This is a genomic window from Kitasatospora sp. NPDC098652 (genome assembly GCF_044760155.1).
Lineage (GTDB): Bacteria > Actinomycetota > Actinomycetes > Streptomycetales > Streptomycetaceae > Kitasatospora.
On the sequence record NZ_JBIWAQ010000014.1, the window covers coordinates 1 to 26,908 of the forward strand.

Annotated in this window: 21 protein-coding genes and 1 pseudogene; 16 read left to right on the forward strand and 6 right to left on the reverse strand. The window is 72.8% G+C overall.

All coding sequences use genetic code 11. The features are described 5' to 3' along the window. The 15 genes and pseudogenes from ACIQWA_RS26725 to ACIQWA_RS26795 form a co-directional block, all read left to right on the forward strand. Positions 1–132, forward strand: a pseudogene (locus tag ACIQWA_RS26725) (NADH dehydrogenase subunit D); the annotation flags it as partial. A 26-nt stretch (positions 133–158) separates the two neighbouring features. Beyond that, entirely contained in the window at positions 159–1,010 is an 852-nt protein-coding gene (gene nuoE / locus ACIQWA_RS26730) for an NADH-quinone oxidoreductase subunit NuoE (RefSeq protein ID WP_402487123.1), read from the forward strand. Next, positions 1,010–2,371, forward strand: coding sequence for an NADH-quinone oxidoreductase subunit NuoF (nuoF, locus tag ACIQWA_RS26735; RefSeq protein WP_402486777.1), 1,362 nt, complete (start codon positions 1,010–1,012; stop codon positions 2,369–2,371). The genes nuoE and nuoF overlap by 1 nt, the downstream gene beginning before the upstream one ends. After that, positions 2,368–4,872 (forward strand): NADH-quinone oxidoreductase subunit G, encoded by a 2,505-nt coding sequence (locus tag ACIQWA_RS26740; protein WP_402486780.1) that lies wholly within the window; start codon positions 2,368–2,370, stop codon positions 4,870–4,872. Before nuoF ends, ACIQWA_RS26740 begins: the two co-directional genes overlap by 4 nt. Further along, positions 4,869–6,209: an NADH-quinone oxidoreductase subunit NuoH gene (gene nuoH / locus ACIQWA_RS26745; protein WP_360244839.1), complete on the forward strand. Its 1,341-nt coding sequence runs from the start codon at positions 4,869–4,871 to the stop codon at positions 6,207–6,209. The genes ACIQWA_RS26740 and nuoH overlap by 4 nt, the downstream gene beginning before the upstream one ends. A gap of 6 nt (positions 6,210–6,215) precedes the next feature. Next, positions 6,216–6,818: an NADH-quinone oxidoreductase subunit NuoI gene (gene nuoI / locus ACIQWA_RS26750; RefSeq protein ID WP_360244842.1), complete on the forward strand. Its 603-nt coding sequence runs from the start codon at positions 6,216–6,218 to the stop codon at positions 6,816–6,818. Beyond that, on the forward strand, positions 6,818–7,714 hold the full coding sequence (locus tag ACIQWA_RS26755) for an NADH-quinone oxidoreductase subunit J (RefSeq protein ID WP_402487125.1): 897 nt from the start codon (positions 6,818–6,820) through the stop codon (positions 7,712–7,714). Before nuoI ends, ACIQWA_RS26755 begins: the two co-directional genes overlap by 1 nt. Further along, positions 7,711–8,010, forward strand: a complete 300-nt coding sequence (nuoK, locus tag ACIQWA_RS26760) for an NADH-quinone oxidoreductase subunit NuoK (protein ID WP_360244848.1) — start codon at positions 7,711–7,713, stop codon at positions 8,008–8,010. Before ACIQWA_RS26755 ends, nuoK begins: the two co-directional genes overlap by 4 nt. A 14-nt stretch (positions 8,011–8,024) precedes the next feature. After that, positions 8,025–9,920, forward strand: coding sequence for an NADH-quinone oxidoreductase subunit L (gene nuoL, locus ACIQWA_RS26765; RefSeq protein ID WP_402486784.1), 1,896 nt, complete (start codon positions 8,025–8,027; stop codon positions 9,918–9,920). A gap of 49 nt (positions 9,921–9,969) precedes the next feature. Further along, complete coding sequence (locus tag ACIQWA_RS26770) at positions 9,970–11,589, forward strand: NADH-quinone oxidoreductase subunit M (RefSeq protein WP_360244854.1); 1,620 nt, start codon at positions 9,970–9,972, stop codon at positions 11,587–11,589. Next, a complete protein-coding gene (nuoN, locus tag ACIQWA_RS26775; RefSeq protein WP_360244857.1) occupies positions 11,586–13,223 on the forward strand; it encodes an NADH-quinone oxidoreductase subunit NuoN in 1,638 nt (545 codons plus the stop codon). Before ACIQWA_RS26770 ends, nuoN begins: the two co-directional genes overlap by 4 nt. Before the next feature lie 253 nt (positions 13,224–13,476). Continuing rightward, complete coding sequence (locus tag ACIQWA_RS26780) at positions 13,477–14,487, forward strand: polyprenyl synthetase family protein (protein ID WP_402486788.1); 1,011 nt, start codon at positions 13,477–13,479, stop codon at positions 14,485–14,487. Between the two features lie 94 nt (positions 14,488–14,581). Continuing rightward, positions 14,582–15,244, forward strand: a complete 663-nt coding sequence (locus ACIQWA_RS26785) for a response regulator transcription factor (RefSeq protein WP_360244863.1) — start codon at positions 14,582–14,584, stop codon at positions 15,242–15,244. 249 nt (positions 15,245–15,493) lie between these two features. Beyond that, positions 15,494–17,491: a 2-oxoacid:acceptor oxidoreductase subunit alpha gene (locus ACIQWA_RS26790; RefSeq protein WP_402486791.1), complete on the forward strand. Its 1,998-nt coding sequence runs from the start codon at positions 15,494–15,496 to the stop codon at positions 17,489–17,491. Then, complete coding sequence (locus tag ACIQWA_RS26795) at positions 17,488–18,543, forward strand: 2-oxoacid:ferredoxin oxidoreductase subunit beta (RefSeq protein ID WP_402486793.1); 1,056 nt, start codon at positions 17,488–17,490, stop codon at positions 18,541–18,543. Before ACIQWA_RS26790 ends, ACIQWA_RS26795 begins: the two co-directional genes overlap by 4 nt. Before the next feature lie 92 nt (positions 18,544–18,635). Here the strand turns inward: ACIQWA_RS26795 and ACIQWA_RS26800 are convergent, their stop codons facing one another. Next, positions 18,636–20,318, reverse strand: a complete 1,683-nt coding sequence (locus ACIQWA_RS26800) for an LCP family protein (RefSeq protein ID WP_402486796.1) — start codon at positions 20,316–20,318, stop codon at positions 18,636–18,638. After that, positions 20,311–20,661, reverse strand: a complete 351-nt coding sequence (locus ACIQWA_RS26805; RefSeq protein WP_402486798.1) for a DUF6542 domain-containing protein — start codon at positions 20,659–20,661, stop codon at positions 20,311–20,313. The genes ACIQWA_RS26800 and ACIQWA_RS26805 overlap by 8 nt, the downstream gene beginning before the upstream one ends. A gap of 417 nt (positions 20,662–21,078) precedes the next feature. On the opposite strand from ACIQWA_RS26805, the gene ACIQWA_RS26810 reads away from it, so the two are divergent. Further along, positions 21,079–21,720 (forward strand): TetR/AcrR family transcriptional regulator, encoded by a 642-nt coding sequence (locus tag ACIQWA_RS26810; RefSeq protein ID WP_402486801.1) that lies wholly within the window; start codon positions 21,079–21,081, stop codon positions 21,718–21,720. Between the two features lie 160 nt (positions 21,721–21,880). Here ACIQWA_RS26810 and ACIQWA_RS26815 read toward each other — a convergent pair whose 3' ends face one another. The 4 genes from ACIQWA_RS26815 to ACIQWA_RS26830 all read right to left on the reverse strand — a co-directional run bounded on the left by ACIQWA_RS26815 (position 21,881) and on the right by ACIQWA_RS26830 (position 26,907). Continuing rightward, positions 21,881–22,576 carry a hypothetical protein gene (locus tag ACIQWA_RS26815; protein WP_402486804.1) on the reverse strand — a complete coding sequence of 232 codons (696 nt, stop codon included), beginning with the start codon at positions 22,574–22,576 and terminating at the stop codon, positions 21,881–21,883. A gap of 214 nt (positions 22,577–22,790) precedes the next feature. After that, a complete protein-coding gene (locus ACIQWA_RS26820; RefSeq protein ID WP_402486806.1) occupies positions 22,791–23,351 on the reverse strand; it encodes an RICIN domain-containing protein in 561 nt (186 codons plus the stop codon). Positions 23,352–23,405: 54 nt separating this feature from the next. Beyond that, entirely contained in the window at positions 23,406–23,855 is a 450-nt protein-coding gene (locus ACIQWA_RS26825) for a CAP domain-containing protein (RefSeq protein WP_402486809.1), read from the reverse strand. Positions 23,856–23,985: 130 nt separating this feature from the next. After that, entirely contained in the window at positions 23,986–26,907 is a 2,922-nt protein-coding gene (locus ACIQWA_RS26830; protein ID WP_402486812.1) for an AfsR/SARP family transcriptional regulator, read from the reverse strand. Position 26,908: the final 1 nt, after the last annotated feature.

The window sequence follows — 26,908 nt, forward strand, 5'->3', positions numbered from 1 at the left end:
CGGGTGCACTTCCGGGACCCGTCGTTCACCAATCTGCAGACGATGGCGGCGATGTGCGAGGGCGGCCAGGTCGCCGACGTGATCGTCGCGGTGGCCGGGATCGACCCGGTGATGGGAGGCGTGGACCGGTGACCGACGTCGAACTGGGACTGCCGGCGATGCCGGCCCCGCCGTACCCGGAGGAGGTGCGCACCCGGCTGGCCGCCGACGCCGCCGAGCTGATCGGCCGCTACCCGCAGGCCCGCTCGGCGCTGCTGCCGCTGCTGCACCTGGTGCAGGCCGAGGAGGGCTTCGTCAGCGCGACCGGGATCCGGTTCTGCGCCGAGCAGTTGGAGCTCACCACGGCCGAGGTGACCGCCGTCGCCACCTTCTACACGATGTACCGGCGGCGCCCGGCCGGGAAGTACCACGTCGGGGTCTGCACCAACACCCTGTGCGCGGTGCTCGGCGGGGACCGGATCTTCGCCGACCTCCAGGAGCACCTGGGCATCGGCAACAACGAGACCACCGAGGACGGCGCGATCTCGATCGAGCACATCGAGTGCAACGCCGCCTGCGACTACGCCCCCGTGGTGATGGTCAACTGGGAGTTCTTCGACGACCAGACCCCGCAGAGCGCCCGCCGGCTGGTCGACGACCTGCGGGCCGGCCGCGAGGTGCGGCCCACCCGCGGCGCCCGGCTGTGCGACTTCAAGGAGACCGCCCGGATCCTGGCCGGCTTCCCGGACGAGCGCCCGGGCGCCAACGACGAGTCGGGTGCCGGCGGCGCCCCCTCGCTGGCCGGGCTGCGGCTGGCACGCGGCGAGGCCCTGCCGGGCACCGGCGGCACCAAGGTGGTCGCCCCCCGCCACGAGGCCCCGCGCCCCGAGGAGCCCCGCCACGAGGCCCCGCGCCCCGAGGAGCCCCGCCACGAGGCCTCCCGCCCCGAGGCCTCCCGCCACGAGGCTCCCCGCCCCGAGGAGCCGGGCCACGAAGGCAAGGCCGCCGGCCAGGAAGGGACCGAAGCGTGATGACCTCCGCCGAGCCGGCCGAGAAGCTGCTCACCCCCGTCCTGTCGGACCCCTGGGACGACAGCCGCCCCTGGACCCTCGCCACCTACCGCCGCCACCAGGGCTACGAGGGCCTCAAGGCGGCCCTCGCGATGCCCCCGGACGACGTAATCGCCCTGGTCAAGGACTCCGGCCTGCGCGGCCGCGGCGGCGCCGGCTTCCCCACCGGGATGAAGTGGCAGTTCATCCCGCAGAACGACGGCAAGCCGCACTACCTGGTGGTCAACGCGGACGAGTCCGAGCCGGGCACCTGCAAGGACATCCCGCTGCTGTTCGCCAACCCGCACTCCCTCATCGAGGGCATGATCATCGCCTCCTACGCGATCCGCTGCGACCACGCCTTCGTCTACCTGCGCGGCGAGGTCGTCCCGGTGCTGCGCCGCCTGCACGCCGCGGTCGCCGAGGCGTACGCGGCGGGACTGCTCGGCCGGGACATCCTCGGCTCCGGCGTGAACCTGGACATCACCGTCCACGCCGGCGCCGGCGCCTACATCTGCGGCGAGGAGACGGCCCTGCTGGACTCGCTGGAGGGCCGCCGCGGTCAGCCGAGGCTGCGCCCGCCGTTCCCGGCGATCGCCGGCCTGTACGCCTGCCCGACGGTGGTCAACAACGTCGAGTCGATCGCCTCGGTGCCGCCGATCCTGGCCCGCGGCAAGGAGTGGTTCAAGGGCCTGGGCACCGAGAAGTCCCCGGGCTTCACGCTGTACTCGCTGTCCGGCCACGTCACCAACCCCGGCCAGTACGAGGCCCCGCTCGGCATCACGCTGCGCCAGCTGCTGGACCTCTCCGGCGGTGTCCGGGCCGGGCACCGGTTGAAGTTCTGGACCCCGGGCGGCTCCTCCACCCCGATGTTCACCGACGAGCACCTCGACGTCCCGCTGGACTACGAGGGCGTCGGCGCGGCGGGTTCGATGCTCGGCACCAAGGCGCTGCAGGTCTTCGACGAGACCACCTGCGTGGTGCGGGCGGTGACCCGCTGGACGGAGTTCTACGCCCACGAGTCCTGCGGCAAGTGCACCCCCTGCCGGGAGGGCACCTACTGGCTGGTCCAGCTGTTGAAGCGGATCGAGGCGGGCCAGGGCGTCGACGGGGACCTGGAGAAGCTCCTCGACATCGCCGACAACATCAACGGCAAGTCCTTCTGCGCGCTGGGCGACGGCGCGGCGAGCCCGATCGTCTCCTCGCTCCAGCACTTCCGGGCCGAGTACGAGCAGCACCTGGCCGAGCGCCGCTGCCCGTTCGACCCGGCCGCCTCCACCGTCTGGGCCGACGGCCCCCGCCCCGGCCACCAGTCCGCCACCGAGAGGGAGGTGCACGCGTGACGATCACCGAGCCGGCCGCCTCCACGAACGACGGAGCCGCCGTCGAACTGGTCACGCTCACCATCGACGGCGTCGAAGTGAAGGTCCCCAAGGGCACCTTGGTGATCCGGGCCGCCGAGACCATCGGCACCCAGATCCCGCGCTTCTGCGACCATCCGCTGCTGGATCCGGCCGGCGCCTGCCGGCAGTGCATCGTGGAGGTCGAGGGCCAGCGCAAGCCGGTCGCCTCCTGCACCATTCCGGTCGCCGAGGGCATGGTGGTGCGCACCCAGCTGACTTCGCCGGTGGCCGAGAAGGCGCAGCGCGGCGTGATGGAGCTGCTGCTGATCAACCACCCGCTGGACTGCCCGGTCTGCGACAAGGGCGGCGAGTGCCCGTTGCAGAACCAGGCGATGAGCAGCGGCGCGGCGGACTCCCGGTTCGAGGGGATGAAGCGCACCTACCCGAAGCCGCTGCCGATCAGCAGCCAGGTGCTGCTGGACCGGGAGCGCTGCGTGCTGTGCGCGCGCTGCACCCGGTTCTCGCAGCAGATCGCCGGGGACCCGTTCATCGACCTGGTGGAGCGCGGGGCGCTGCAGCAGGTGGGCACGGGGGAGGGGGACGCCTTCGAGTCGTACTTCTCCGGGAACACCATCCAGATCTGTCCGGTGGGTGCGCTGACCTCGGCGGCTTATCGTTTCCGCTCGCGCCCGTTCGACCTGGTGTCCTCGCCGAGCGTGTGCGAGCACTGCTCGGCGGGTTGCGCGCAGCGCACCGATCACCGGCGGGGCAAGGTGCTGCGCCGGCTGGCGGGCGAGGACCCGGCGGTGAACGAGGAGTGGAACTGCGACAAGGGCCGTTTCGCGTTCCGCTACGCCCAGCAGCGGGACCGGTTGACGACCCCGCTGGTGCGGGTGGACGGCGAGCTGGTGCCGGCCTCCTGGCCGGAGGCGTTGCAGCGGGCCGCCGAGGGCCTGCGCGGGGCCCGTACGGGTGTGCTGGCGGGTGGCCGGGTGACGGTGGAGGACGCGTACGCGTACGCGAAGTTCGCCCGGGTGGTGCTGGGCACCAACGACGTGGACTTCCGGGCCCGCCCGCACAGCGGTGAGGAGGCGGACTTCCTGGCCGCGGCGGTCGCCGGGCGCGGGGTGGACGTGGACGGTTCGGGCGTCGACTACGCGCGGTTGGAGCAGGCTCCGGCGGTGCTGCTGGCCGGGTTCGAGCCGGAGGAGGAGTCGCCGATCGTCTTCCTGCGGCTGCGCAAGGCCTCCCGGGGCGGCGGCGTCAAGGTGTTCTCGGTGGCGTCGTTCGCCTCCCGGGGGCTGGCGAAGCTGCGTGGTGCGCTGCTGCCGGCGGCGCCGGGGACGGAGCCGGAGTGGTTCGCGGCGCTGGCGGCGGACGAGCCGTTGAACGACGAGGCCGGGCGGGCGGCCGAGCTGTTGCGCCGGCCGGGTGCGGTGATCCTGGCGGGTGAGCGGCTGGCGTCGGTGCCGGGCGCGTTGACGGCGGTGCTGCGGCTGGCGCACGCGACCGGAGCGGCGTTGGCCTGGGTGCCGCGTCGGGCCGGGGAGCGCGGGGCGGTGGAGGCGGGTGCGCTGCCGGGTCTGCTGCCGGGCGGCCGTCCGGTGGCGGCCGAGGCGGCGCGGGCGCAGGCGGCCGCGGTGTGGGGGGTGGCGGAGCTGCCGTCGCGTCCGGGCCGGGACACCGGCCAGATCCTGGCCGCGGCGGCGCAGGGCGATCTGGACGCGCTGCTGGTCGGCGGGGTGGATCCGGACGATCTGCCGGATCCGGCGCTGGCCGGGGAGGCCCTGGCGGCGGTGCCGTTCGTGGTGTCGCTGGAGCTGCGGCCGTCGGCGGTGACCGAGCGGGCCGACGTGGTGCTGCCGGTGGCGGCGGTGGCGGAGAAGGCGGGCACCTTCCTGGACTGGGAGGGCCGGGTGCGGATGTTCGAGGCCGCGCTCAAGCCGGACCAGCAGATGGGCCGCCACCTCCAGTCGGACCTGCGGGTGCTGGCGATGCTGGCGGACGCGCTGGGGCACCGGCTGGGCCTGGCGGACGTGCGGGCGGCCCGGTTGGAGCTGGACCGCTTCGGGCCGTGGCGGGGTGACCGTGCGGCGGATCCGGCGGCGCACCCGGGTGTGCTGCCGCGTCCGGCCACCGGCCAGGCGGTGCTAGCGGGTTGGCGGCTGCTGCTGGACGAGGGCTCGTTGCAGGACGGGGATCCGCACCTGGCGGGGACGCGGCACCGGGCGGTGGCCCGGGTGTCGTCGGCGACGGCGAAGGAGGTCGGCGCGGACGCCACCGGTGCGCTGCGGCTGACCGGTCCGGCGGGTTCGCTGGTCCTGCCGCTGGAGGTGACCGACTCGGTCCCGGACCGGACGGTCTGGATCCCGCTCAACTCCACGCCGGGCGGCGCGCACCGCGCGCTCGGCACCACCGTCGGCCATCTGGTGACGATCGCCGCGGCCGAGCTCGCGCCGGTCGCCGTCGAGGGCGGGGCCCGGGAAGGGGAGGTCCGATGACGACTCCGCAGCCGTACGAGACGCTCCACTTCTTCGGCCAGGACCCTTGGTGGCTGGTGCTGTTGAAGGCGGTGTTCTGCTTCGCCTTCCTGGTGCTGACGGTGCTGGTGGCGATCGTCTGGGAGCGCAAGGTGGTGGCCTGGATGCAGTTGCGCATCGGGCCGAACCGGCACGGGCCGTGGGGTCTGCTGCAGTCGCTGGCGGACGGCGTGAAGCTGGCGCTCAAGGAGGACCTGGTCGTCAAGGGCGCGGACAAGGTGGTCTACGTCCTGGCCCCGATCGTCTGCGCGATCCCGGCGTTCATGGCCTTCGCGGTGATCCCGTTCGGCCCGGCCGGCGAGGAGGTGTCGGTCTTCGGCACCCGGACGCCGCTGCAGCTGACGGACTTCCCGGTGGCGCTGCTCTACATCCTGGCCACCGCCTCGATCGGCATCTACGGGATCGTGCTGGCCGGTTGGTCCTCCGGTTCGACGTACCCGCTGCTGGGCGGGTTGCGGTCGGCCGCGCAGATGATCAGCTACGAGATCGCGATGGGCCTGTCCTTCGCGGCGGTGTTCGTCTACTCGGGGTCGATGTCGACCTCGGAGATCGTGGCGCACCAGCAGCCGAAGTGGTTCGCGGTGCTGCTGCCGGTGTCGTTCATCGTCTACATCATCGCGATGGTCGGGGAGACCAACCGGGCGCCGTTCGACCTGCCGGAGGCCGAGGGCGAGCTGGTGGGCGGTTTCAACACCGAGTACTCCTCGTTGAAGTTCGCGATGTTCATGCTGGCCGAGTACGTCAACATGGTGACGGTCTCGGCGGTGGCGTCGACCCTGTTCCTGGGCGGCTGGCGGGCCCCGTGGCCGGTGTCGGCCTTCTGGGAGGGCGCCAACCACGGCTGGTGGCCGATGCTGTGGATCACCTTGAAGATCCAGCTGCTGCTGTTCTTCTTCATCTGGCTGCGCGGCACGCTGCCGCGGTTGCGCTACGACCAGTTCATGAAGCTGGGCTGGAAGGTCCTGATCCCGGTCTCGCTGGTGTGGCTGGTGCTGATCGCGAGCGTGCGGGCGCTGCGCAACGAGGGGTACGGCTTCGGCCAGGTGGTGCTGTACGTGGGCGCGCCGGTCGGCGTGATCCTGCTGCTGGCGCTGGTCCGGGACTTCCTGCGGAAGGAGAAGGAGCCCGGGGAGGAGCAGGAGGCCCCCGGGCGGGGCGAGTTCGATCCGATGGCGGGCGGGTACCCGGTGCCGCCGCTGCCCGGGCAGGTGCTGCCGCCGGTGCCGCGCCGGCCGGGCCGGGCCCCGAAGCAACTCCAGGACGCCCTCAACGGGGCCGACCATTCCGAAGGGAGCTGATCCGCGATGTCGTCCGACCAGACGGGCCGGCCCGAGCGGGCCGACCGGCCGTCGGTGCTCGGTCCGGCCGCCGGTTTCGGCGTGACCTTCAAGGCCATGTTCAAGAAGCGGCTGACCGAGCAGTACCCGGAGCAGAAGAAGCCCACGGCGCCGCGTTTCCACGGCCGCCACCAGCTGAACCGGCATCCGGACGGGCTGGAGAAGTGCGTCGGCTGCGAGCTGTGCGCGTGGGCCTGCCCGGCCGACGCGATCTACGTGGAGGGCGCGGACAACCGGGACGAGGAGCGCTACTCGCCGGGTGAGCGCTACGGCGCGGTGTACCAGATCAACTACGCCCGCTGCATCCTGTGCGGGCTGTGCATCGAGGCCTGTCCGACCCGGGCGCTGACCATGACCAACGAGTACGAGCTGGCGGACTCCTCCCGCAAGGACCTGATCTTCACCAAGGAGCAGCTGCTGGTCGGCCTGTCGGAGGACATGGTCGACACCCCGCACGCGATCTTCCCGGGCGCCGACGAGGGTGCGTACTACCGGGGCGAGGTCACCGGGGCGGCGCCGGGGACGGTCCAGCAGGAGCGCACCGACCGGGAGAAGGAGGTGCGGCAGTGATCGCACAGCTGGCGGCGGCGAGCGGGACGACCTCCACGGGTGAGGCCGTCCAGTTCTGGGTGCTCGCGGTGATCGCGGTCGGTGGCGCGCTGGGCATGCTGCTGATGCGCAAGGCGGTGCACAGCGCGCTGTGCCTGGCGGCGACCATGCTGGCGCTGGCGGTCTGTTACATGGCCCAGGGCGCGGTGTTCCTGGGCGTGGTGCAGATCGTGGTGTACACCGGCGCGATCATGATGCTGTTCCTGTTCGTGGTGATGCTGGTCGGCGTGACCAGCGAGGACTCTCTCAAGGAGCAGTTGAAGGGCCAGCGGTTCGCGGCGGTGCTGTGCGGGCTGGGCTTCGGGGTGCTGCTGATCGCGGGCATCGCGAACGCGAAGCTGAACCACTTCACCGGGCTGGCCGAGGCGAACGCCGAGGGCAATGTGCCGGGCCTGGCCCGGCTGATCTTCACCCGCTACGTGTGGGCCTTCGAGGTCACCGGCGCGCTGCTGATCACCGCGGCGATCGGCGCGATGGTGCTGACCCACCGGGAGCACGTGACGGCGCCGAAGACCCAGCGGGAGCTGGCGGAGCAGCGGGTGCGGGACAACATCCAGGTGCCGCCGCTGCCGGCGCCGGGCGTGTACGCCCGGCACAACGCGGTGGACGTGCCGGGGCTGCTGCCGGACGGCACGATCGCGGAGGACTCGGTGATGGCGACGCTGCGCGAGCGCGGCCAGGTCCGGGACGTCAGCCAGGACATGCTGCGGCGGATGGCGGAGCTGGAGAACAGCACGGCGGACTGGCTGGGCCGGCCGCCCTCGGAGCGGCCGGTGGCGGCGGCTCCGCGCAGGTCCTTGGAGCCGGTCCCGGGCCATGGGGCCGAGCAGGACGAGACCGGGGAGGGGGAGCGGTGAATCCGGTCAACTACCTTTATCTGTCGGCCCTGTTGTTCACCATCGGCGCGTCCGGGGTGTTGATCCGGCGGAACGCGGTCGTGCTGTTCATGTGCGTCGAGCTGATGCTGAACGCCTCGAACCTGGCCCTGGTGACGTTCTCCCGGCTGCACGGGACCTTGGACGGCCAGATCATCGCGTTCTTCACGATGGTGGTCGCGGCGGCCGAGGTCGTGGTCGGCCTCGCCATCATCGTCTCCATCTTCCGGACCAGGCACTCCGCTTCGGTCGACGACAGCAATCTGATGAAGCTGTAGGCGGAGGGCCTTCGGTGAACTCTCTCATTCCGCTGCTGGTGGCGGCTCCGCTGGCCGGTGCCGCCCTGCTGCTCCTGGGCGGTCGGGCCTTCGACCGCTTCGGCCACTGGCTGGCCACCGCGCTCGCCGCGCTCTCGTTCGGCTTCGGCCTGGCCCTGTTCTCGGACATGCTGGGCCGGGACGCCGAGCACCGGGCGGTGACGAAGCACCTGTTCACCTGGGTGCCGGTGAACGCCTTCCAGGCCGACGTCTCGTTCCGGCTCGACCAGTTGTCGCTGACCTTCGTGCTGTTGATCACCGGGGTGGGCACGCTGATCCACCTGTACTCGGTGGGCTACATGGCGCACGACGAGCGCCGGCGCCGGTTCTTCGCCTATCTGAACCTGTTCCTGGCCGCCATGCTGCTGCTGGTGCTGGCGGACAACTACCTGCTGCTGTACTTCGGTTGGGAGGGCGTGGGCCTGGCCTCGTACCTGCTGATCGGCTTCTGGCAGCACAAGCCGAGCGCGGCGACGGCGGCGAAGAAGGCGTTCCTGGTCAACCGGGTCGGCGACATGGGCCTGTCGATCGCGATCATGCTGATGTTCGCCGAGTTCGGCTCCTTCGCCTTCACACCGGTCTTCGACGGGGCGCACGGGGCCAGCGAGGGCAGGCTGACGGCGATCGGCCTGATGCTGCTGCTCGCCGCGTGCGGCAAGTCGGCGCAGGTGCCGCTGCAGTCCTGGCTGGGGGACGCGATGGAGGGCCCGACCCCGGTCTCGGCCCTGATCCACGCGGCCACCATGGTGACCGCCGGGGTCTACCTGATCACCCGGTCCTCGGCGATCTTCGACCTGGCGCCGGACGCCCAGACCGCCGTGGTGGTGGTCGGGGCAGTGACGCTGCTGTTCGGTGCGATCGTCGGTTGCGCCAAGGACGACATCAAGAAGGCGCTGGCCGGTTCGACCATGTCGCAGATCGGCTACATGATCCTGGCGGCCGGACTGGGCCCGATCGGCTACGTCTTCGCGATCATGCACCTGGTGACCCACGGCTTCTTCAAGGCCGGGCTGTTCCTCGGCGCCGGGTCGGTCATGCACGGCATGGACGACGAGGTGAACATGCGCCACTACGGCGGCCTGTGGCGGAAGATGCCGTGGACCTTCGCCACCTTCGGCCTGGGCTACCTCGCCATCATCGGCTTCCCCGGGCTGTCCGGCTTCTTCTCCAAGGACAAGATCATCGAGGCGGCCTTCGCCAAGGGCGGCACCGAGGGCTGGATCCTCGGCCTGTGCGCACTGGTCGGCGCGGCCGTCACCGCGTTCTACATGACCCGGGTGATGGTGCTGACCTTCTTCGGCGAGCAGCGCTGGCAGCCGGACGCCGAGGGCAACCTCCCGCACCCGCACGAGTCGCCGCGGACCATGGTCGTACCGATGGTCCTGCTGGCCTTCGGCTCGGTCTTCGCCGGCGGGCTGTTCGTCCTGCACGACTCCTTCCTGAAGTGGCTGGAGCCGGTCACCGGCCACAGCGAGGGCAACCCGCCGCTCGGCTCCTGGACGGTCACCGGGCTGACCACGGCCTGCATGCTGGCCGGCGTGGGCCTGGCGTACCTGATGTACGGGCGCTCGCCCGTCCCGGTGGTGCCGCCGGTCGGCTCCCCGCTCACCCGGGCGGCCCGCCGCGACCTGCTGCAGGACGACTTCAACCACGCGGTGCTGGTGCGCCCGGGCTCGGCGCTGGCCGCGACCCTGGTCTACTTCGACAGCCGCGGCCTGGACGGTTTCGTCAACGGCCTGGCCGCCCTCATCGGGGGCCTGTCCGGCCGGCTGCGGCGGGTCCAGAACGGCTTCGTCCGCTCGTACGCGCTCTCCATGTTCGGCGGCACGCTGGTGCTGGTCGCCTCGACTCTCCTGATGAGGTCCGTGTGATGACAGTTACTCGCCCGCTCGGCGGGGAATCGCGTCGGGAGGTGCGGTCGTGAGCGTCCTGCTGACCACCACCTGCGTCGTCCCGGCGGCCGGCGCGGTGCTGACCGCCGCGCTGCCCGCCGGGACGAACGAGGCCCGGCGGCGCACCGTCAAGACCGTCGCGCTGGCCGTGTCCGGGGTGACCCTGGTGCTGGCCGCCCTGGTGGCGCTGCGCTTCGACCCGCACGGCGCCCGGTTCCAGCTGACCGAGTCGTACAGCTGGATCCGCTCCTTCGGCATCACCTTCTCGCTCGGCGTGGACGGCATCGGCGCGGTGCTGGCCCTGCTGACGGCCGTCCTGGTGCCGATGGTGATGCTGGCCTCCTGGCACGACGCGGACCCGGCCGCGCCGGGCCCCGACGGCAGCTTCGAGAACAAGCGGCGCACCCAGGCCTTCTTCGCCCTGATCCTGGCGGTGGAGGCGATGGTGGTGGTGTCCTTCTACGCCACCGACGTCTTCCTGTTCTACGTGTTCTTCGAAGCCATGCTGATCCCGATGTACTTCCTGATCGGCGGCTTCGGCGACCGGGCCGGCGGCCCGGAGTCGGCGCGCCAGCGCTCCTACGCGGCCGTCAAGTTCCTGCTGTACAACCTGCTCGGCGGCCTGGTGATGCTGGCCGCGGTGATCGGGCTGTACGTGATCGCCCAGGACCAGGGCCTCGGCACCTTCGACCTGCCGACCCTCACCGGGGCGATCGCCGACGGCAGCCTCAAGCTGTCCGGGACGGCGCAGAACGCGCTGTTCCTCGGCTTCTTCTTCGCCTTCGCGGTGAAGGCCCCGCTGTGGCCGCTGCACACCTGGCTGCCGAACGCGATGGGCGAGGCGACGGCCGGCACCGCGGTGCTGATCACCGCGGTGGTGGACAAGGTCGGCACCTTCGCGATGCTGCGCTTCTGCCTCGGGCTGTTCCCGGACGCCTCGAAGACCTTCGCCCCGGCGATCCTGGTGCTGTCGCTGATCGGGATCGTCTACGGCGCGCTGCTGGCGGTCGGCCAGAAGGACATCAAGCGGCTGGTCGCCTACGCCTCGATCTCGCACTTCGGCTTCATCATCATGGGCGTCTTCGCGATGACCAGCCAGGGCCAGAGCGGCGCGACCCTCTACATGGTCAACCACGGCCTCTCCACCGCCGCGTGGATGCTGGTGGCCGGCTTCCTGATCTCGCGCCGCGGCTCGCGGCTGATCGCCGACTACGGCGGCGTGCAGAAGGTCGCCCCGGTGCTCGCCGGGACCTTCCTGATCGGCAGCCTGGCGACCCTGTCGCTGCCGGGGCTGGCCCCGTTCGTCAGCGAGTTCCTGGTGCTGGTGGGCACCTTCACCCGCTACCCGGCGATCGGCGTGGTGGCCACCCTCGGCATCGTGCTGGCCGCGCTGTACGCCCTGCTGCTGTACCAGCGCACCATGACCGGCCCGGTGAAGGAGGGCGTGCGCGCGATGCCCGACCTCAAGGTCCGCGAACTGGCCGTGGTGGCACCGCTGGTGGCGCTGACGATCCTGCTCGGCGTGTACCCGAAGCCGCTCACCGACCTGGTGAACCCCTCGGTGGACGCGACGCTCTCGCAGGTCCACCGGACCGATCCGGCGCCGGCCCACCCGGTCGCCGCCACCTCAGGAGGTGAGCAGAAGTGAGTGCCACCGCAGTGCTCGCCGCCGCCGGCGGCAACACCCCCAGCATCCCGGCGCCGCACATCGAGTACGGCCAACTCTCCCCGATGCTGGTGGTCTTCGGGGCCGCCGTGGCGGGCGTCCTGGTCGAGGCCTTCGTCCCGCGCCGGCTGCGGCACTGGACCCAGGTGTCGTTGGCGCTGGTCGCGCTGGCCGGCGCGTTCGCCGCCGTGGTGGTGCTGGCGACGCAGGGCCACGGCGCGCCGCGGGTCGACCTGCTGGCCATGGAGTCGGTCGCCCTGGACGGCCCGGCGCTGTTCCTCCAGGGCGTGATCCTGCTGGTCGCCGTCGTCGCGGTGCTCACCTACGCGGAGCGGAAGCTGGAGCCCAAGGCCGGCGGCCTGCCCGCCGACGCCTTCGCCGCCCAGGCGTCCGCCACCCCGGGCGGGGAGCAGGAGCGGGCCGCGGTCCGGGCCGGCTTCGCGACCACCGAGGTGTTCCCGCTGACCCTGTTCGCGGTCGGCGGGATGCTGCTCTTCCCGGCCGCCAACGACCTGCTGACCATGTTCGTTGCGCTGGAGGTCTTCTCCCTCCCGCTGTACCTGCTGTGTGCGCTGGCCCGGCGCCGCCGGCTGCTGTCCCAGGAGGCGGCGGTCAAGTACTTCCTGCTGGGCGCCTTCGCCTCGGCGTTCTTCCTGTTCGGCACCGCGCTGCTGTACGGCTACGCGGGCAGCGTGAAGCTCGGCGACATCGCGGACGTCATCTCCGGCAAGGCGATGACCACCCCGGCGCAGCTGAGCAGCACCCAGAGCGACGCGCTGCTGCTGACCGGCCTGGCGATGCTGGCGGTGGGCCTGCTGTTCAAGGTGGGCGCGGTGCCGTTCCACTCCTGGACCCCGGACGTCTACCAGGGCGCGCCGACCCCGGTGACCGGCTTCATGGCCGCGGCCACCAAGGTCGCCGCGTTCGGGGCGTTCCTGCGGCTGTTCTACGTGGCCTTCCCGGGCCTGCGGCTGGACTGGCGGCCGGTGCTGTGGGGCGTGGCGATCCTGACCATGGTGGTCGGCGCGGTGCTGGCGGTGACCCAGCAGGACGTCAAGCGGCTGCTGGCGTACTCCTCGATCGCGCACGCCGGGTTCATCCTGACCGGGGTGATCGCGGTCAACAAGCAGGGCCTGTCCTCGGTGCTGTTCTACCTGGCGGCGTACTCCTTCGTGACGCTGGGGGCCTTCGCCGTGGTCACCCTGGTGCGCGACTCCAAGGGGGAGGCGACCCACCTGTCCAGCTGGGCGGGGCTGGGGCGGCGCTCGCCGCTGGTGGCGGCGGTCTTCGCGCTGTTCCTGCTGGCCTTCGCCGGGATCCCGCTGACCTCCGGCTTCACCGGGAAGTTCGCGGTGTTCCAGGCGGCGGCGGCCGGCGGGGCGACACCGCTGGTGATCGTCGGTGTGCTGAGTTCGGCGGTGGCCGCGTTCTTCTACATCCGGGTGATCGTGCTGATGTTCTTCTCCGACCCGCAGCCGGGCGGCCCGACGGTGGCCATCCCGAGCGCCTTCACGGCGACCGCGATCGGGGTGGGGGTGCTGGTCACGCTGGGTCTGGGCCTGCTGCCGCAGTACTTCCTGGACCTCGCCTCCAAGGCCTCGCTGTTCGCCTACTGACCGGAGCCGGTCGGTTCGTCGGAGATCGGTCCGGATCCTCGGGCCGATCTCCGGCGTTTGTTTCCGGCCGAATTCGCCCCCACCGCGGCTCCGTCCGCGCAGGCCTCCTGACCAGGGCTTCCGGCGCGGTCATGACGGGATCCGCACGCCCGTGCAGTGATCCACTCGCGACCGGATACCCTGCCTGTATTGGCCAGCGGCGGCACTCAGGGACCAGGCCGCTAGATCGACCAGGGACAGAGGAGTGGTCTTCGTGACCGTCGTGGGACCCTTCGGGCTCAGCGTGCAGGACCGCGACCTGACCCGGGACGTCCAGGTCGGACTGGACGCGGTGGAGGCGGCGCTCTCCGAGGCCGTCAAGAGCGACGTCCCCTTCATCACCGTCACCGCCAGCCACCTGATGGAGGCCGGCGGCAAGCGCTTCCGTCCGCTGCTCCTGCTGCTGGCCGCCCAGTTCGGCGACCCGGGGGCGCCCGGCGTGGTGCCGGCCGCGGTGGTCGTCGAGCTGACCCACTTGGCCACGCTGTACCACGACGACGTGATGGACGAGGCCCCGGTGCGCCGCGGCGCGGAGAGCGCCAACTCCCGCTGGGACAACTCGGTGGCCATCCTCACCGGCGACTTCCTGTTCTCCCGCGCCTCCCAGGTGCTGGCCGACCTCGGCCCGGAGGCGGTGCGGATGCAGGCCGAGGCCTTCGAGCGGCTGGTGACCGGCCAGATCCTGGAGACCCGCGGCCCCGGCCCCGAGGGCGACCCGCTGCTGCACTACCTGGACGTGCTGGAGGGCAAGACCGGCTCGCTGATCGCCGTCTCCTGCCGGATAGGAGCGCTGGTGGCCGGCGCCGAGCCGTGGGTGGTGGAGGCCCTGGGCGAGTTCGGCGAGCGGATCGGCATCGCGTTCCAGCTGGCGGACGACGTGCTGGACATCGCCAGCGACGGCCACGAGTCCGGCAAGACCCCCGGCACCGACCTGCGCGAGGGCGTGCCGACCCTGCCGACCCTGCTGCTGGAGCAGATGCCCGCCGACCCGGACGACCCGGCCGACGCCCGGCTGCGCGAACTGCTCACCCAGGACCTCTCCGACGACGACCTGCACGCCGAGGCGCTGCGCCTGCTGCGCGCCCACCCCGCCCTGGAGCGGGCCCGCCGGGAGACCCTGCGGCACGCCGAGGAGGCCCGGGCGCTGTTGGCCCCGCTGCCGGACTGCGCGGCGAAGGCCGCCCTGGACGGGCTCTGCGACGCGGTGGCGATCCGCACCATGTGACCGCCCCCGGGCGGATCGGACCCCGAGCCCGTACGGGCGCGGGCGGATGGGGGAGACTGGCACCCGTCAGCCCACGCCTGCCCGGAAGGTCGCCATGCGCCGCGTCGTCATCGCCGAGGACTCCGTACTGCTCCGGGAAGGCCTGACCAGGCTGCTCACCGACCGCGGCCTGGAGGTCGTGGCGGGGGTCGGGGACGGCGCCGCCCTGGTGAAGACGATCCACGACCTGGCGGCGGCCGACGCCCTGCCGGACGTGGTGGTCTCGGACGTGCGGATGCCCCCGACCCACACCGACGAGGGCCTGCGCGCCTGCGTGGAGCTGCGCGGGCGCTACCCGCAGCTGGGTGTGCTGGTGCTGTCGCAGTTCGTGGAGGAGCGCTACGCCTCCGAGCTGCTGGCCGGGTCCACCCGGGGCGTCGGCTACCTGTTGAAGGACCGGGTCGCCGAGGTGCGCGAGTTCGCCGACGCGGTGGTGCGGGTCGCCGAGGGCGGCACCGCGCTGGACCCGGAGGTGGTGCAGCAGCTGCTCAGCCGCAGCCGCAAGGGCGACGTCCTGGCCAATCTCACGCCGCGCGAGCGCGAGGTGCTCGGCCTGATGGCCGAGGGGCGCACCAACGCCGCGGTGGCCAAGCAGCTGGTGGTCTCCGACGGGGCGGTGGAGAAGCACGTCAGCAACATCTTCCTCAAGCTGGGGCTGGCGCAGAGCGCGGAGGACCACCGCCGGGTGCTCGCGGTGCTGACCTACCTCAACTCCTGACCTCGACTCCAGGCCTCGACCGCCGGCCGGGGCCGTCCGGGGAGCCCGCCGTGGGGCGGCTGCTCCGTACCCGGAATGATCTCCGGCGGTCGGGCGTTGTCCCTGAGTGCGGTACCGGCGCGGCCGAGGGAATCCTGCGGGAGTTCCAACCGGGCCCGAGCGCCCGCGCATAGGATGCGAGCGGTGCACCAAGCGGACGGGGCACGGGGCCGCGCCCGCGGTGGTGTGTCCACGAGGAGGTCCGCGGCAGTGACCAGTCAGGTCGATCAGTCGGAGGCAGTGGACGGATCGGGCGGCGACGAGGGTCGTACCGGCGGTGGTGACGGACGCCCCGGAGCGGCCGGACCAGCCGGCCCGCACGCCCCGGGCAGTCCACCGGTGAGGCGGCCCAAGCCCGTTCGCAGACTCGACCGGGTGATCATCCGGTTCGCCGGGGACTCCGGTGACGGTATGCAGCTCACCGGTGACCGCTTCACCTCGGAGACGGCCGCGTTCGGCAACGACCTCTCCACGCTGCCGAACTTCCCGGCCGAGATCCGGGCCCCCGCCGGCACCCTGCCCGGCGTCTCGTCCTTCCAACTGCACTTCGCCGACCACGACATCCTCACCCCGGGCGACGCCCCGAACGTGCTGGTGGCGATGAACCCGGCGGCCTTGAAGGCGAACCTGCCGGACCTGCCGCGCGGCGCGGAGATCATCGTCAACACCGACGAGTTCACCAAGCGCGCGCTGGCCAAGGTCGGCTACGCGGCGGATCCGCTCGGCGACGACTCGCTGGACGCCTTCCACCTGCACCGGGTGCCGCTGACCACGCTGACCCTGGAGGCGCTCAAGGACAGCGGGCTGGCCCGCAAGGACGCCGAGCGGGCGAAGAACATGTTCGCCCTGGGCCTGCTGTCCTGGATGTACCACCGGCCCACCCACGGCACCGAGTCCTTCCTGCGCACCAAGTTCGCCAAGAAGCCGCAGATCGCCGAGGCCAACATCAGCGCCTTCCGGGCGGGCTGGAACTTCGGCGAGACCACCGAGTCCTTCGCGGTCTCCTACGAGGTGTCGCCGGCCAAGCTCCCGGCCGGGCGCTACCGCAACATCTCCGGCAACCTGGCGCTGTCCTACGGGCTGATCGCCGCCGCGCAGCGCTCCGGCCTGCCGCTGTACCTGGGCTCGTACCCGATCACCCCGGCCTCGGACATCCTGCACGAGCTGAGCCGGCACAAGGACTTCGGGGTGCGCACCTTCCAGGCCGAGGACGAGATCGCCGGCATCGGCGCCGCGCTCGGCGCGGCCTTCGGCGGGGCGCTCGGCGTGACCACCACCTCCGGGCCGGGCGTGGCGCTCAAGTCGGAGACCATCGGCCTGGCGGTCTCGCTGGAACTGCCGCTGCTGGTGGTGGACATCCAGCGCGGCGGCCCGTCCACCGGCCTGCCGACCAAGACCGAGCAGGCGGACCTGCTGCAGGCGATGTTCGGCCGCAACGGCGAGGCGCCGGTGCCGATCGTCGCCCCGGCCACGCCCGCCGAGTGCTTCGACGCGGCGCTGGAGGCGGCCCGGATCGCGGTGACCTACCGCACCCCGGTGTTCCTGCTCTCGGACGGCTACCTGGCGAACGGCTCGGAGCCCTGGCGGATCCCGGAGGTCGACGAACTGCCGGAGATCGACCCGAAGTTCGCGACCGGCCCGAACCGCGAGGACGGCGCCTTCTGGCCGTACCTGCGGGACCAGCACACCCTGGCCCGCCCCTGGGCGGTGCCCGGCACCCCGGGCCTGGAGCACCGGATCGGCGGCATCGAGAAGCAGGACGGCACCGGGAACATCTCCTACGACCCGGCCAACCACGACCTGATGGTCCGCACCCGGCAGGCGAAGGTCGACGGGATCACCGTCAAGCCGGTGGAGGTCGACGACCCGACCGGCGACGCCCGGGTGCTGGTGCTCGGCTGGGGCTCGACCTACGGCCCGATCACCGCGGCGGTGCGCCGGGTGCGCGCGGACGGTGGCGAGGTCGCCCAGGCGCACCTGCGCAACCTCAACCCGTTCCCGGCCAACCTGGGCTCGGTGCTGCGCAGTTACGAGAAGGTCATCGTGCCCGAGATGAACCTGGGCCAGCTCGCCCTGCTGCTGCGGGCGAAGTACCTGGTGGACGCCGAGTCCTACAACCAGGTGCGCGGACTGCCGTTCAAGGCGGCGCAGCTGGCGGACGTGCTGTGGGCGGCGATCGGCACCCTGGACGAGGAGGACCACCGATGAGCGAGCACCCGTTCCCGTCCTTGAAGCTGGTGCCCAAGGCCGACGGGCCGCAGAGCGCCCGGGACTTCAAGACCGACCAGGAGGTGCGCTGGTGCCCGGGCTGCGGGGACTACGCGATCCTGGCCGCGGTGCAGTCCTTCATGCCGGAGCTCGGCATCAAGCGGGAGAACACCGTCTTCGTCTCCGGCATCGGCTGCTCCTCGCGCTTCCCGTACTACATGAACACCTACGGGGTGCACTCGATCCACGGCCGGGCGCCGGCGATCGCGACCGGGCTGGCCTCCTCCCGGCGGGACCTGTCGGTGTGGGTGGTGACCGGGGACGGCGACGCGCTGTCGATCGGCGGCAACCATCTGATCCACGCCCTGCGGCGCAACGTCAACCTCAAGATCCTGCTGTTCAACAACCGGATCTACGGCCTCACCAAGGGGCAGTACTCGCCGACCAGCGAGCTCGGCAAGATCACCAAGTCGACCCCGATGGGCTCGCTGGACGCGCCGTTCAACCCGCTGTCGCTGGCGATCGGCGCCGAGGCCTCCTTCGTCGCCCGCACCATCGACTCGGACCGCCAGCACCTGCAGTCGGTGCTGCGGGCGGCGGCCGAGCACGAGGGCACGGCGCTGGTGGAGATCTACCAGAACTGCAACATCTTCAACGACGGCGCCTTCGAGGTGCTCAAGGAGGCCGGCACCCGGGACGAGGCGCTGATCCGGCTGGAGCACGGGCAGCCGATCCGCTTCGGCGCGGACGGGGCCAACGGCGTCTTCCGGGGCGCGGACGGCGAGCTGTTCACCGCCCCGGTGACGCCGGACAACGAGGCGCGGGTGCTGGCGCACGACGCCCACGCGGCCAGCCCGACCGGCGCCTTCGCGCTCTCCCGGATCGCCGACGCGGACACCCTGCACCACACGCCGATCGGCGTGCTGCGCGACGTCCGGCGCCCGGTCTACGACGACCTGATGGAGAGCCAGCTGGCCACCGCCGTCGCCCAGCGCGGGCCGGGCGACCTGGCGACCCTGCTGGCGGGCGGCGACACCTGGACGGTGGACTGACCCCCCGCCCGGCCGCGACGCGTCGGCGCCCCCGTCCCGGAGCGGACGGGGGCGCCTTCGCGTCGGGGGCGCCTTCGCGTCTGGGGTGCGCGTCAGAAGACGCAGGGGATGCCGCCGTCCGAGGTGGCGTCGACGCCGGGGCCCTGCATCGGCAGGTTGGCGGCCGGGTTGCCCGTGGCGGGGCCGCTGGGGGCGGCGGACTTGTCGTCCGTACCGGTGAAGGAGGTGCCGAGGGTGACCACCACGTGGCCGGCGCCGGCGGTGGCGGACTCGGTGGCGGTGACGCCGTAGCGGGCGGCGATCTGGTCGGCGGCGTCCTTGGCGCCCTTGCCGTAGGTCACCGTGGTGGTCTTCGGCTTGCTGCGGGCCGGGCCGGTGGTGCCCTCCTTGAAGCCCATCGCGACCAGGGCCTTGGCCTCGGCGGAGGAGGAGACCCCGGCGGCGGCGGAGGCGTTGTACACGTCGACGGTGGCCGGGGCGCCCGCCTTGGCCGGGGCGGTCGCGCTCGGCGAGGGGGTGGCGGGGGCCTCGGTGGTCGGGGCGTCGGTGGCGCCGTCCGCCGGCGCGGCGGGGGCGGCCGCGTCGGCGTAGCCGAACAGCTGCTTGACCACCTTCTGGATCTTCGACGGGGTGACCAGGTTGACGTCCTGGCCGTTCCTGGTGCCGAAGCCGTCGAAGGTCAGGGTGTTGAACTCGACGTTGCCGCCGGTCAGCGCCGGGGCCTGCTGGGCGAAGTCCAGGACGTTCCACTCGTTGTCGATCACCAGGTCCTTCTGGACGACGCCGAACAGGTCCTTGAGCTTGCCGAGGTCGCTGATGATGCCGTCCTGCTTGAGCTTGTGCACGACGGAGGAGATGAAGGCCTGCTGGCGGTGGGTGCGGGCGAAGTCGCCGGTGTTGCCCTTGCCGTCGTCCAGGTTGTGCCGCTGGCGGACGAAGGCCAGCGCCTGGGAGGCGTTGAGGGTGTTGATGCCCTTCTTGAAGTCGGCGCCGGAGCCCTGGCCCTCCATCGCCGGGTCCTTGGTGTCGTGGGTCAGGCAGACCTGGATCGGCTCCACGGCCTTGGCGATGTCGTAGAAGCCCATCAGGTTGACCTCGGCGATGTGGTCCACCGGCTGGTTCACGAAGGTCTGGACGGTGCGGATGGTGGCCGCGCGGCCGGCGTCGCGGCCGGCCTTCTCCAGGTCGGCGCCCTTGAGGCCCTTGGCCTTCGGGCTCCGGTCGAAGGCGTCCTTGGCGTTGCCGTACGCCTCCTTGATCTTGTGCATGCCCTGCTGGGAGCCGTCCCCGTTGTAGGTCATGACGTAGTCGTCGCGCGGGATGGAGACCGCCTGCACCTTGCCGCCGCCCGCCGGTATGTGCAGCAGGATCAGGGAGTTGGTGTTGTAGCCGCCGATGTCCGAGCTGTGGCCGGCGTGCAGTTCGTCCTGGACGAACTCCGGGGGCAGGTCGGAGCCGTCCATCGCCTTGCGGCTGTCCAGGCCGATCAGCAGCAGGTTGACCGAGTTGTCCAGGTGCTTCGGGGCGTCCTTCTTGGTCTCCGAGATCGCGTTGGACGTGGTCATCCCGTCGGTCAGCGACGTGTACTCGTACCAGACCACCCCGCTGGCCGCGAACACCGCGAAGCCCACCGTGGTGGCGACCACCCGGCCGGCGATCAGCGCCGGGGAGCTGCGGCGGCCCGCCGGGGCTGCCGCGGCCCTGCGGTCGGCGGCCCGGCCGCCATCCGGTCGTTCCCGTTCCCGTTCCTGTTCCCGCTCGCGCCCGTCAGCCATGCCGCCTCCTCCGGTCCAGGGCCACCCGGGCCACGATCACCAGCAGGGCCGCCACGGCGGCCTGCGCCATCACCGGGAAACCGTGCACCACCCACTTCGCGGAGCCGGTGGCCAGGGCCTTGCCCCGGTAGGTGTCGCCGTTCGCGGCCAGCTCGGCCGCGGCCGTCACGCCGAGCACCACCAGCGGGGAGGCGGCGACCACCCACCACCAGCCGCGGCGGGTGCTGAGCCCGGCCGACAGGCCGGTGCCGAGCACCGCGCACACCGCGAAGGCCAGGCCCATGCCCGGCCCGGAGAGCTCGTCGACCACCGCGCCGACCAGCGGCAGCCCGAGGGCCGCCACCGCGGGCAGTGCGGGCCCGCCGGAGAAGGGACGGGTGGGGCCCGCGGGCCGGCTCGTCGTCCGCCGTCGTGAACCCTGGTCGGACGACCGTCCTCGCTGCCCCGCCACTCACTCACCCCCGGTGTTCCCGTGCTTCGCGCGCCACGTCGGCGCTGCGCCGGGTCTGCCGTGGGAGAGCGGTTGCGGCGCTGCCAGTACGGGACGCTGGTGTTCGGCCGGCCGGTTCCCGTTCGCGGTTTCCCGCTGCTGCTCGGGGGCAGGCACGTTTTCGGATTTGCTCTACAGAGGTGTAGAGATCGTACGCAGCATAGAGCACGCCTGTTCGGTGGCAAGTCCGCTCGTGAACGGGCCAGCAGACACTACACCGGGCAGTTTCTGAGCCGGTCGGCGGGGCGCCGACGGAGAAGGAGGAGGGTCGTGGCGACCACAGGCGCAGCGGGACGGCCGGAGAAGCGCAGGGCGATCACCGCGGCCGCGACCACGGTGTTCGGACGGGAGGGGTACGTCCGGGCCAGCATGGACGCGATCGCGGCCGAGGCCGGGGTGTCCAAGCGCACGGTCTACAACCACTTCGCCGACAAGGAGACCCTCTTCCTGTCGGTGGCGCTGCAGAACTCGGCGGAACTGGCCGAGCGGATGCGGGAGTTGCTGGCGGAGCACCTGGAGGGGGCGGTGGACGTGCGCAGTGCCCTCACCGCCTTCGCGGTGGAGCGGGCGAACGCGGCGCCGGCCGCGGGTGAGCTGGGGGCGCTCGGGCGGGCGATCCGGGCCGAGGTGGCCAACATCCCGGCGGACGTCCTGGAGGCCTGGCTGGAGACCGGCCCGGCGGCCGCCCAGCGCGCTCTCGCGCAGTGCCTGGCGGAGCTCGGCGGGCGCGGGCTGCTGACGGTCCCGGACCCGGGGCTCGCGGCCGAGCGGTTCACCCTGCTGACCTTCCACGGCGTGGCCGAGCGCTCCTTCTGGGGCGCCCTGCCGGTGGCCGAGGAGGAGGTCCGGCGGCTGGCCGGCTCCGCCGTGGACGCCTTCCTGCGGATCCACGGCGGGCCGGCTGAGGGCTGAGCGCTGAGCGCGGGCCGGCCACGGCCGACGGTGTGCCGGTGGGTGTGCCGGTGGATGTGCAGGCGGGCGGGGCGGCCAGGAGCCGCCCCGCCCACCGGGTCATCGCCGATCAGCGACGGTCACCGTCGCCGGTCACCGTCGCCGGTCACCGTTCGACGGGTCACTTCCAGTTGACGCCCTTGCCCAGGGTGTACGGCTCGCCCCAGTACTCGGCGCCCGACACCTTGGTGGCCGTCGGGGCCAGCGCCAGCACGCAGGAGGTGATCGACTGCCCGTTGGTGAAGCCCTTCGGGAAGGAGGGGTGCGGGCACTTGTCGAAGCTGCCGATCAGCATCACCTCGGCGGCCTCCGAGCCGTCCGGCAGGGTGCCCTTCACCTGGGTCAGGCTGGAGAAGGACAGGTCGGTGCTGCCGGTGTTGGTGACCTTGAAGCGGATGTAGTACGGCACCATGCCCGCGGCCTTGTCGCCGAGCTTGAGCGGGGTGAGGTCGGCCGGGTCGCCCTTGTCGATCGAGGTGACCGCGAGCGAGACGGTGCCCTTGGTGCTGCCCGAGCTGAACGGGATGGTCGCCGCGTCGCCGATCTTCACCGTGGTGCCGGGCGCCGCCGTCGGACCGGCCTGGGCCGGGGCGCCGCCGGTGGTCCCGCCGGTGGCAGCGCCGGTCGGCGCGGCCGCCGAGGCGGAGGCGGCCGGGGTGGTCGGCGCGGCGGACGGCGCGGCCGGGGCCTGGGTGGCCGGCGGGGTGGTGGCGCTGTCGGACGACGCGGCGTCGTCGTTGCAGGCGGTCATGGTGAGCGCGCCGATCACGGCCAGGCCGGCCAGGGCCATGGTGCGACTGTTGCGGATGGTCTTCATGTGACGTCCCCCGTGCATGCGGACCGCCGTGGCGGCGGTTCTCCTGAGGGATGTTCATAGCGCAAGGGGAAAGCCGGGCGCCATTCCTTCGGTGCCGTCTTGACTGCGCCGTGACGAGTCCCACGCGGGTTCGTGACAAGGGATGCCGAGTCGTGATCAGTGGTGCCCGAACCGCCGGCCGCCCCGGGCCGGCGGAACGGGCCCCGCGGAACGGCTACTTGTGCCAGCGCTGGGCCGGGTCGCTGCCGTTGCAGGAGGTCACCGAGGTGTACTGGGCGATGCCGTTGCCCTTGAGGCACTGCCCGGTGGCGACGTTGCGGATCAGGTACCAGCCGCGGTCCTCGTCGGTCAGCCGCCACTTCTGGTTGGCGCCCATCCAGGCGCCGTTCTGCTGGTTGAGGCCGTCCCAGCCGCCGGGGGTGTCCCAGAGCTGGACGGCTCCGGTGCCGTGCGAGTCGAGGTCGAGCACCTTGCCGTTGCCGCCGTGCGAGATGGCGGTGGTGCCGTCGCAGTAGTCCCAGAACGTCCAGGTCTGGGCGGGGGACTGGTTGGCGGTGTAGGTGCCGACCCGCTTGCCGTTGGTCTCGTCGTTGGACGGCAGGTCGAGGGCGCCGGCGGAGCCGTTGAAGACGTTGACGGTGGCGCCGACCGACGGCCCGAGGTCGCAGGGCCCGGGCGTGGCGGCCTGGGCGGCGGGGGCGGCGACCAGGACGGTGGTGGCCAGGGCCGCGGCGGCGCCGAGGCCGGCGAGCAGGCGGCGGGTGGGGGTGGTCATCGGGATTCTCCTTCGGGTGGGGTGCGGTGATCGGTGGGCGTCGGACCCTGGCCGTCAGACCTGGCCGAGCGTCAGCACGTAGCGGCCCGGGGCGCCGGAGCGGCCGGGGGCGAAGCCGGTGCCGAGGTGGTTGAAGCGCGGGTCGAGCACGGCGTCACGGTGCCGGGGGCTGTTCATCCACAGCTGTACGGCCTGGGGCACGCTGTCGGCCGGGGCGATGAGCTCGGCGGCGAAGCGGAACGCGAAGCCGGCCGCCCGGACCCGGCGCCAGGGCGTGCTGCCGTCGGTGCCGTCCTGCTGGAGGAGGTCGTGCGCGGCGAGGTCGGCCGCGTGGCGCTGGGCGGCGGCGTCCAGCCGCCCGTCCGGGTTGAGCAGCCGGGCGCCGGAGTGGACCCGCCGGAAGTTGACGGAGGTCAGCAGTTCGGTGCGGAAGTCGACGCCGGGTCCGGTCAGGTCGGCTGCCGCGGGGGTCAGGACCGGGCCGCCGTGCACGAGCGTGGTCATGGTTCGCGCCTCTCCTCGGGTGTCGCCCCGGGGCGGCGGGTGCCGCGGTCCGGGGCCGGATGAGGAGTACGGTCCCGGACCGCGGTAGACAGGCGGTCAACGCGCGTAGCGGGCGATCACCCGGGGCCGGTCACCCCAACTCGGCCAGTACGGCGCTGACCTGGGCCGCGTCCTCGTCGAGGCCGAGCCGCCGGTAGCCGTCCAGGGCGTCGGTGAGGCAGGCCCGGGCCTGGCGCGGGCGGCCGAGGCCGGTGAGGGCGGTGCCGAGGGTGCGCAGCAGCCCGGCCTCCAGGGCGGGGCTGGTGCGGCGGGCCTGCGGCAGGGCGGCCTCGGCGACGTCGGCGGCGAGCAGCCAGCGCCGGGCCTCGCCGTGGATCCGGGCGGCGAGCTCCCCGGCGGCGGCCTCGAACACGGTGACCTGGAGGGCGGCGAACTCGTCCCGGGCGCCGAGCGCGTGGGTGAGGGCGGCCTGGCCGTCCCCGCACAGCCGTAGCACCCGGGCCAGGTAGTAGCGGCCGGTGGCGGCGGAGACCGGTCCGGCGGCGGTCATCAGCCGGGCGCCGCGCTCGGCGGCCTCCCGGGCCTCGGCGAGGCGTCCGGTCTGGGCGGCGTTGAACGCGAACTCGCCCAGGGCGCTGCCTTCGGCGCGTTCGGCGCCGAGGCGGCGGAACAGTTCGGCGGCGCGGCCGGTGTGTTCGGCGGCCTCGGCGTGGCGGCCGTGGACGCGGGCGTTGCCGCCGAGGTTGACCAGGGCCTTGGCGAGGATCCGTTCGGTGTCGGGCGTGGTGCAGAGGTCGACGGCGCGGCGCAGCTCCGCCTCCGACTCGGCGTAGTGGTTGACGTGCCAGAGCATGGCGCCGCGCAGGTAGCGGGCGAGGGCGAGCGGGCCGTGTTCGCCGCGGGCCTCGGCCTCGTCGGCGAGGCGTCCGGCGAGGTCGACGATGACGCCGGTCTGGGTGCGTTCGGCGAGCACGGCGCCCATCCGGTCGGCGAGTTCGGCGGCGCGGTCCAGCGGCAGGGCGGGGTCGGCGCAGCTGAGCGCGATGGCGGCGGCGTGCACCTCGGCCTGCTCGCGCATCCAGCGCACGGCCTCCGGGCCGTCGGCGATGGGCACGCCGGGGGAGATCACGGGGGCGCGGAGCAGGCTGAGTTCGGCGTCCTCGGCCTTGCGGGCGGCCCGGTCGGCGCTGCGGGCGGCGGCGAGGCAGAAGTCGGTGAGCCGGTCGGCGGCGGCGGTGTGTTCGGCCGGTGGTTCCTCGGCGGCGAGTCGGCCGCGGGCGTAGTCGCGGACGAGGTCGTGGAAGCCGTAGCGACCGAAGCGCGGGGAGTGCAGCAGGTTGAGGTCGACGAGGCTCTCCAGCAGCTGGTCGGCCTCGTCCTCGGTGCGGCCGAGCAGCGCGGCGGCGCAGGGCAGCGGGAGGTCGGGGGCGTCGGGCAGGGAGAGCAGGCGGAAGGCGCGGGCGAGTTCCGGGTCGAGGCGGTGGTAGGAGAGGGCGAAGGTGGCCTCCACGGTCCGCTCGCCGTCGCTGAGTTCGGCCAGCCGGTGTTCGCGGCGCAGCCCTTCGGCGAGGGCGGCGAGGGTGAGCCCGGGGTCGGTGGCGAGCCGGGAGGCCGCGATCCGGACGGCGAGCGGCAGCAGCCCGCAGGCCCGTACGACGTCCTCGGCGGCGGCCGGTTCGGCGGCGACGCGCTCGGCGCCGACGATCCGGGTGAGCAGTTCCAGCGCCTCGGCGGGCGGCAGGGTGTCCAGGCGCAGGTGGTGGGCGCCGGAGAGGCCGGTGAGCCGCTGTCGGCTGGTGATCAGGACGGCGCAGCCGGCCGCGCCGGGCAGCAGCGGCTCGACGTGGTCGAGGGTGGCGGCGTTGTCGAGGACGACGAGGACGCGCCGCCCGGCGAGGGCCGAGCGGTAGAGGGCGCTGCGTTCGCCGGTGTCGTTGGGGATCTCGCCGGGGGCGACGCCGAGGGCGCGCAGGAAGCCGGCCAGGACGGTGCCCGGGTCGGGCGGGGTGCGGTCGGCGCCGCGCAGGTCGGCGAAGAGCTGGCCGTCGGGGAAGCGGGCGCGGACCTGCCGGGCGGTGTGCACGGCGAGGGCGGTCTTGCCGACGCCGCCCATGCCGTCCAGGGCGGAGACCACCACGGCGCGTCCGCCGGCCCCGGCCAGCCGGTCGGTGAGGGCGTCCAGTTCCTCGGTGCGGCCGGTGAAGTCGGGCAGTCCGGAGGGCAGCTGGTCGGGCGCGCGCCAGGGCTCGGCGGCGGGTTCGGGGTCGGCGCCGGCGGCCCGGGCGGGCAGCAGGGTGGTGTCCTCGCGCAGGATGCGCAGCTGGAGTTCGGCGGCGGCCCGGTCGTGCGGGGGCAGGGCGGGGCGGGCGTCCTCGTAGACGGCGAGTGCCTCGGCCTTGCGTCCGGCCTGGTAGAGGGCGCGCATCAGGACGGCGGTGAGCCGGGGCCGGCCGGGGTGTTCGAGGGCGAGCGCGGTGGCCTCGGCGGTGAGGTCGGTGCGGTCGCCGAGGTCGGCGTCCAGTTCGAGCTGGGTCTCCTTGGCCGAGATGCGCTGTTCGGCGAGGCGGGCCCGGAGCGCCTCGGCGTGCGGCCCGGGGAGCCCGGCCAGGGCTTCGCCGGCCCACAGCCGCTGGGCGCGGCGCAGCACCTCCCGGACCTCCTGCCCGGGCGCGTCCGCCCGGCGCAGGTGCTCGGCCTCGGCGAGCAGGGCCTGCCACTGCTGGGCGTCGGTGGGGGCGGCGCGCAGGGCGTAGCCGTCGCCGACGCGGTGCAGCGGCAGCTGGTCCGGGTCGCCCGCGGTGTGCGGCCTGAACGCGGCGCGCAGCCGGGAGACGGCCAGCTGGACGGCCTTGCGCGGGTCGGACGGCGGGGTGCCGCCCCAGACCCCCTCGACCAGCACCGAGGTCGCGACCGTCCGCCCGGCGGCGCCGATCAGCACGGCGAGCAGCGCGCGCTGCTGCGGGCGGCCGAGCTCCACCTCTTCCGTCCCGTACCAGGCCCGTAGCGGGCCGAGCAGCGCGAAGCGCAGTCCGGTCCCCCCGATATCCACCATG

What these genes read in the sequence shown, in the direction of transcription:
- nuoE (WP_402487123.1), top strand. Translation starts at nt 159, where the DNA reads ATGCCGGCCCCGCCGTACCCGGAGGAGGTGCGCACCCGGCTGGCCGCC.
- nuoF (WP_402486777.1), top strand. Translation starts at nt 1,010, where the DNA reads ATGACCTCCGCCGAGCCGGCCGAGAAGCTGCTCACCCCCGTCCTGTCG.
- nuoH (WP_360244839.1), top strand. Translation starts at nt 4,869, where the DNA reads ATGACGACTCCGCAGCCGTACGAGACGCTCCACTTCTTCGGCCAGGAC.
- nuoI (WP_360244842.1), top strand. Translation starts at nt 6,216, where the DNA reads ATGTCGTCCGACCAGACGGGCCGGCCCGAGCGGGCCGACCGGCCGTCG.
- ACIQWA_RS26785 (WP_360244863.1), top strand. Translation starts at nt 14,582, where the DNA reads ATGCGCCGCGTCGTCATCGCCGAGGACTCCGTACTGCTCCGGGAAGGC.
- ACIQWA_RS26795 (WP_402486793.1), top strand. Translation starts at nt 17,488, where the DNA reads ATGAGCGAGCACCCGTTCCCGTCCTTGAAGCTGGTGCCCAAGGCCGAC.
- ACIQWA_RS26800 (WP_402486796.1), bottom strand. Translation starts at nt 20,318, where the DNA reads ATGGCTGACGGGCGCGAGCGGGAACAGGAACGGGAACGGGAACGACCG.
- ACIQWA_RS26815 (WP_402486804.1), bottom strand. Translation starts at nt 22,576, where the DNA reads ATGAAGACCATCCGCAACAGTCGCACCATGGCCCTGGCCGGCCTGGCC.
- ACIQWA_RS26820 (WP_402486806.1), bottom strand. Translation starts at nt 23,351, where the DNA reads ATGACCACCCCCACCCGCCGCCTGCTCGCCGGCCTCGGCGCCGCCGCG.
- ACIQWA_RS26825 (WP_402486809.1), bottom strand. Translation starts at nt 23,855, where the DNA reads ATGACCACGCTCGTGCACGGCGGCCCGGTCCTGACCCCCGCGGCAGCC.
- ACIQWA_RS26830 (WP_402486812.1), bottom strand. Translation starts at nt 26,907, where the DNA reads ATGGTGGATATCGGGGGGACCGGACTGCGCTTCGCGCTGCTCGGCCCG.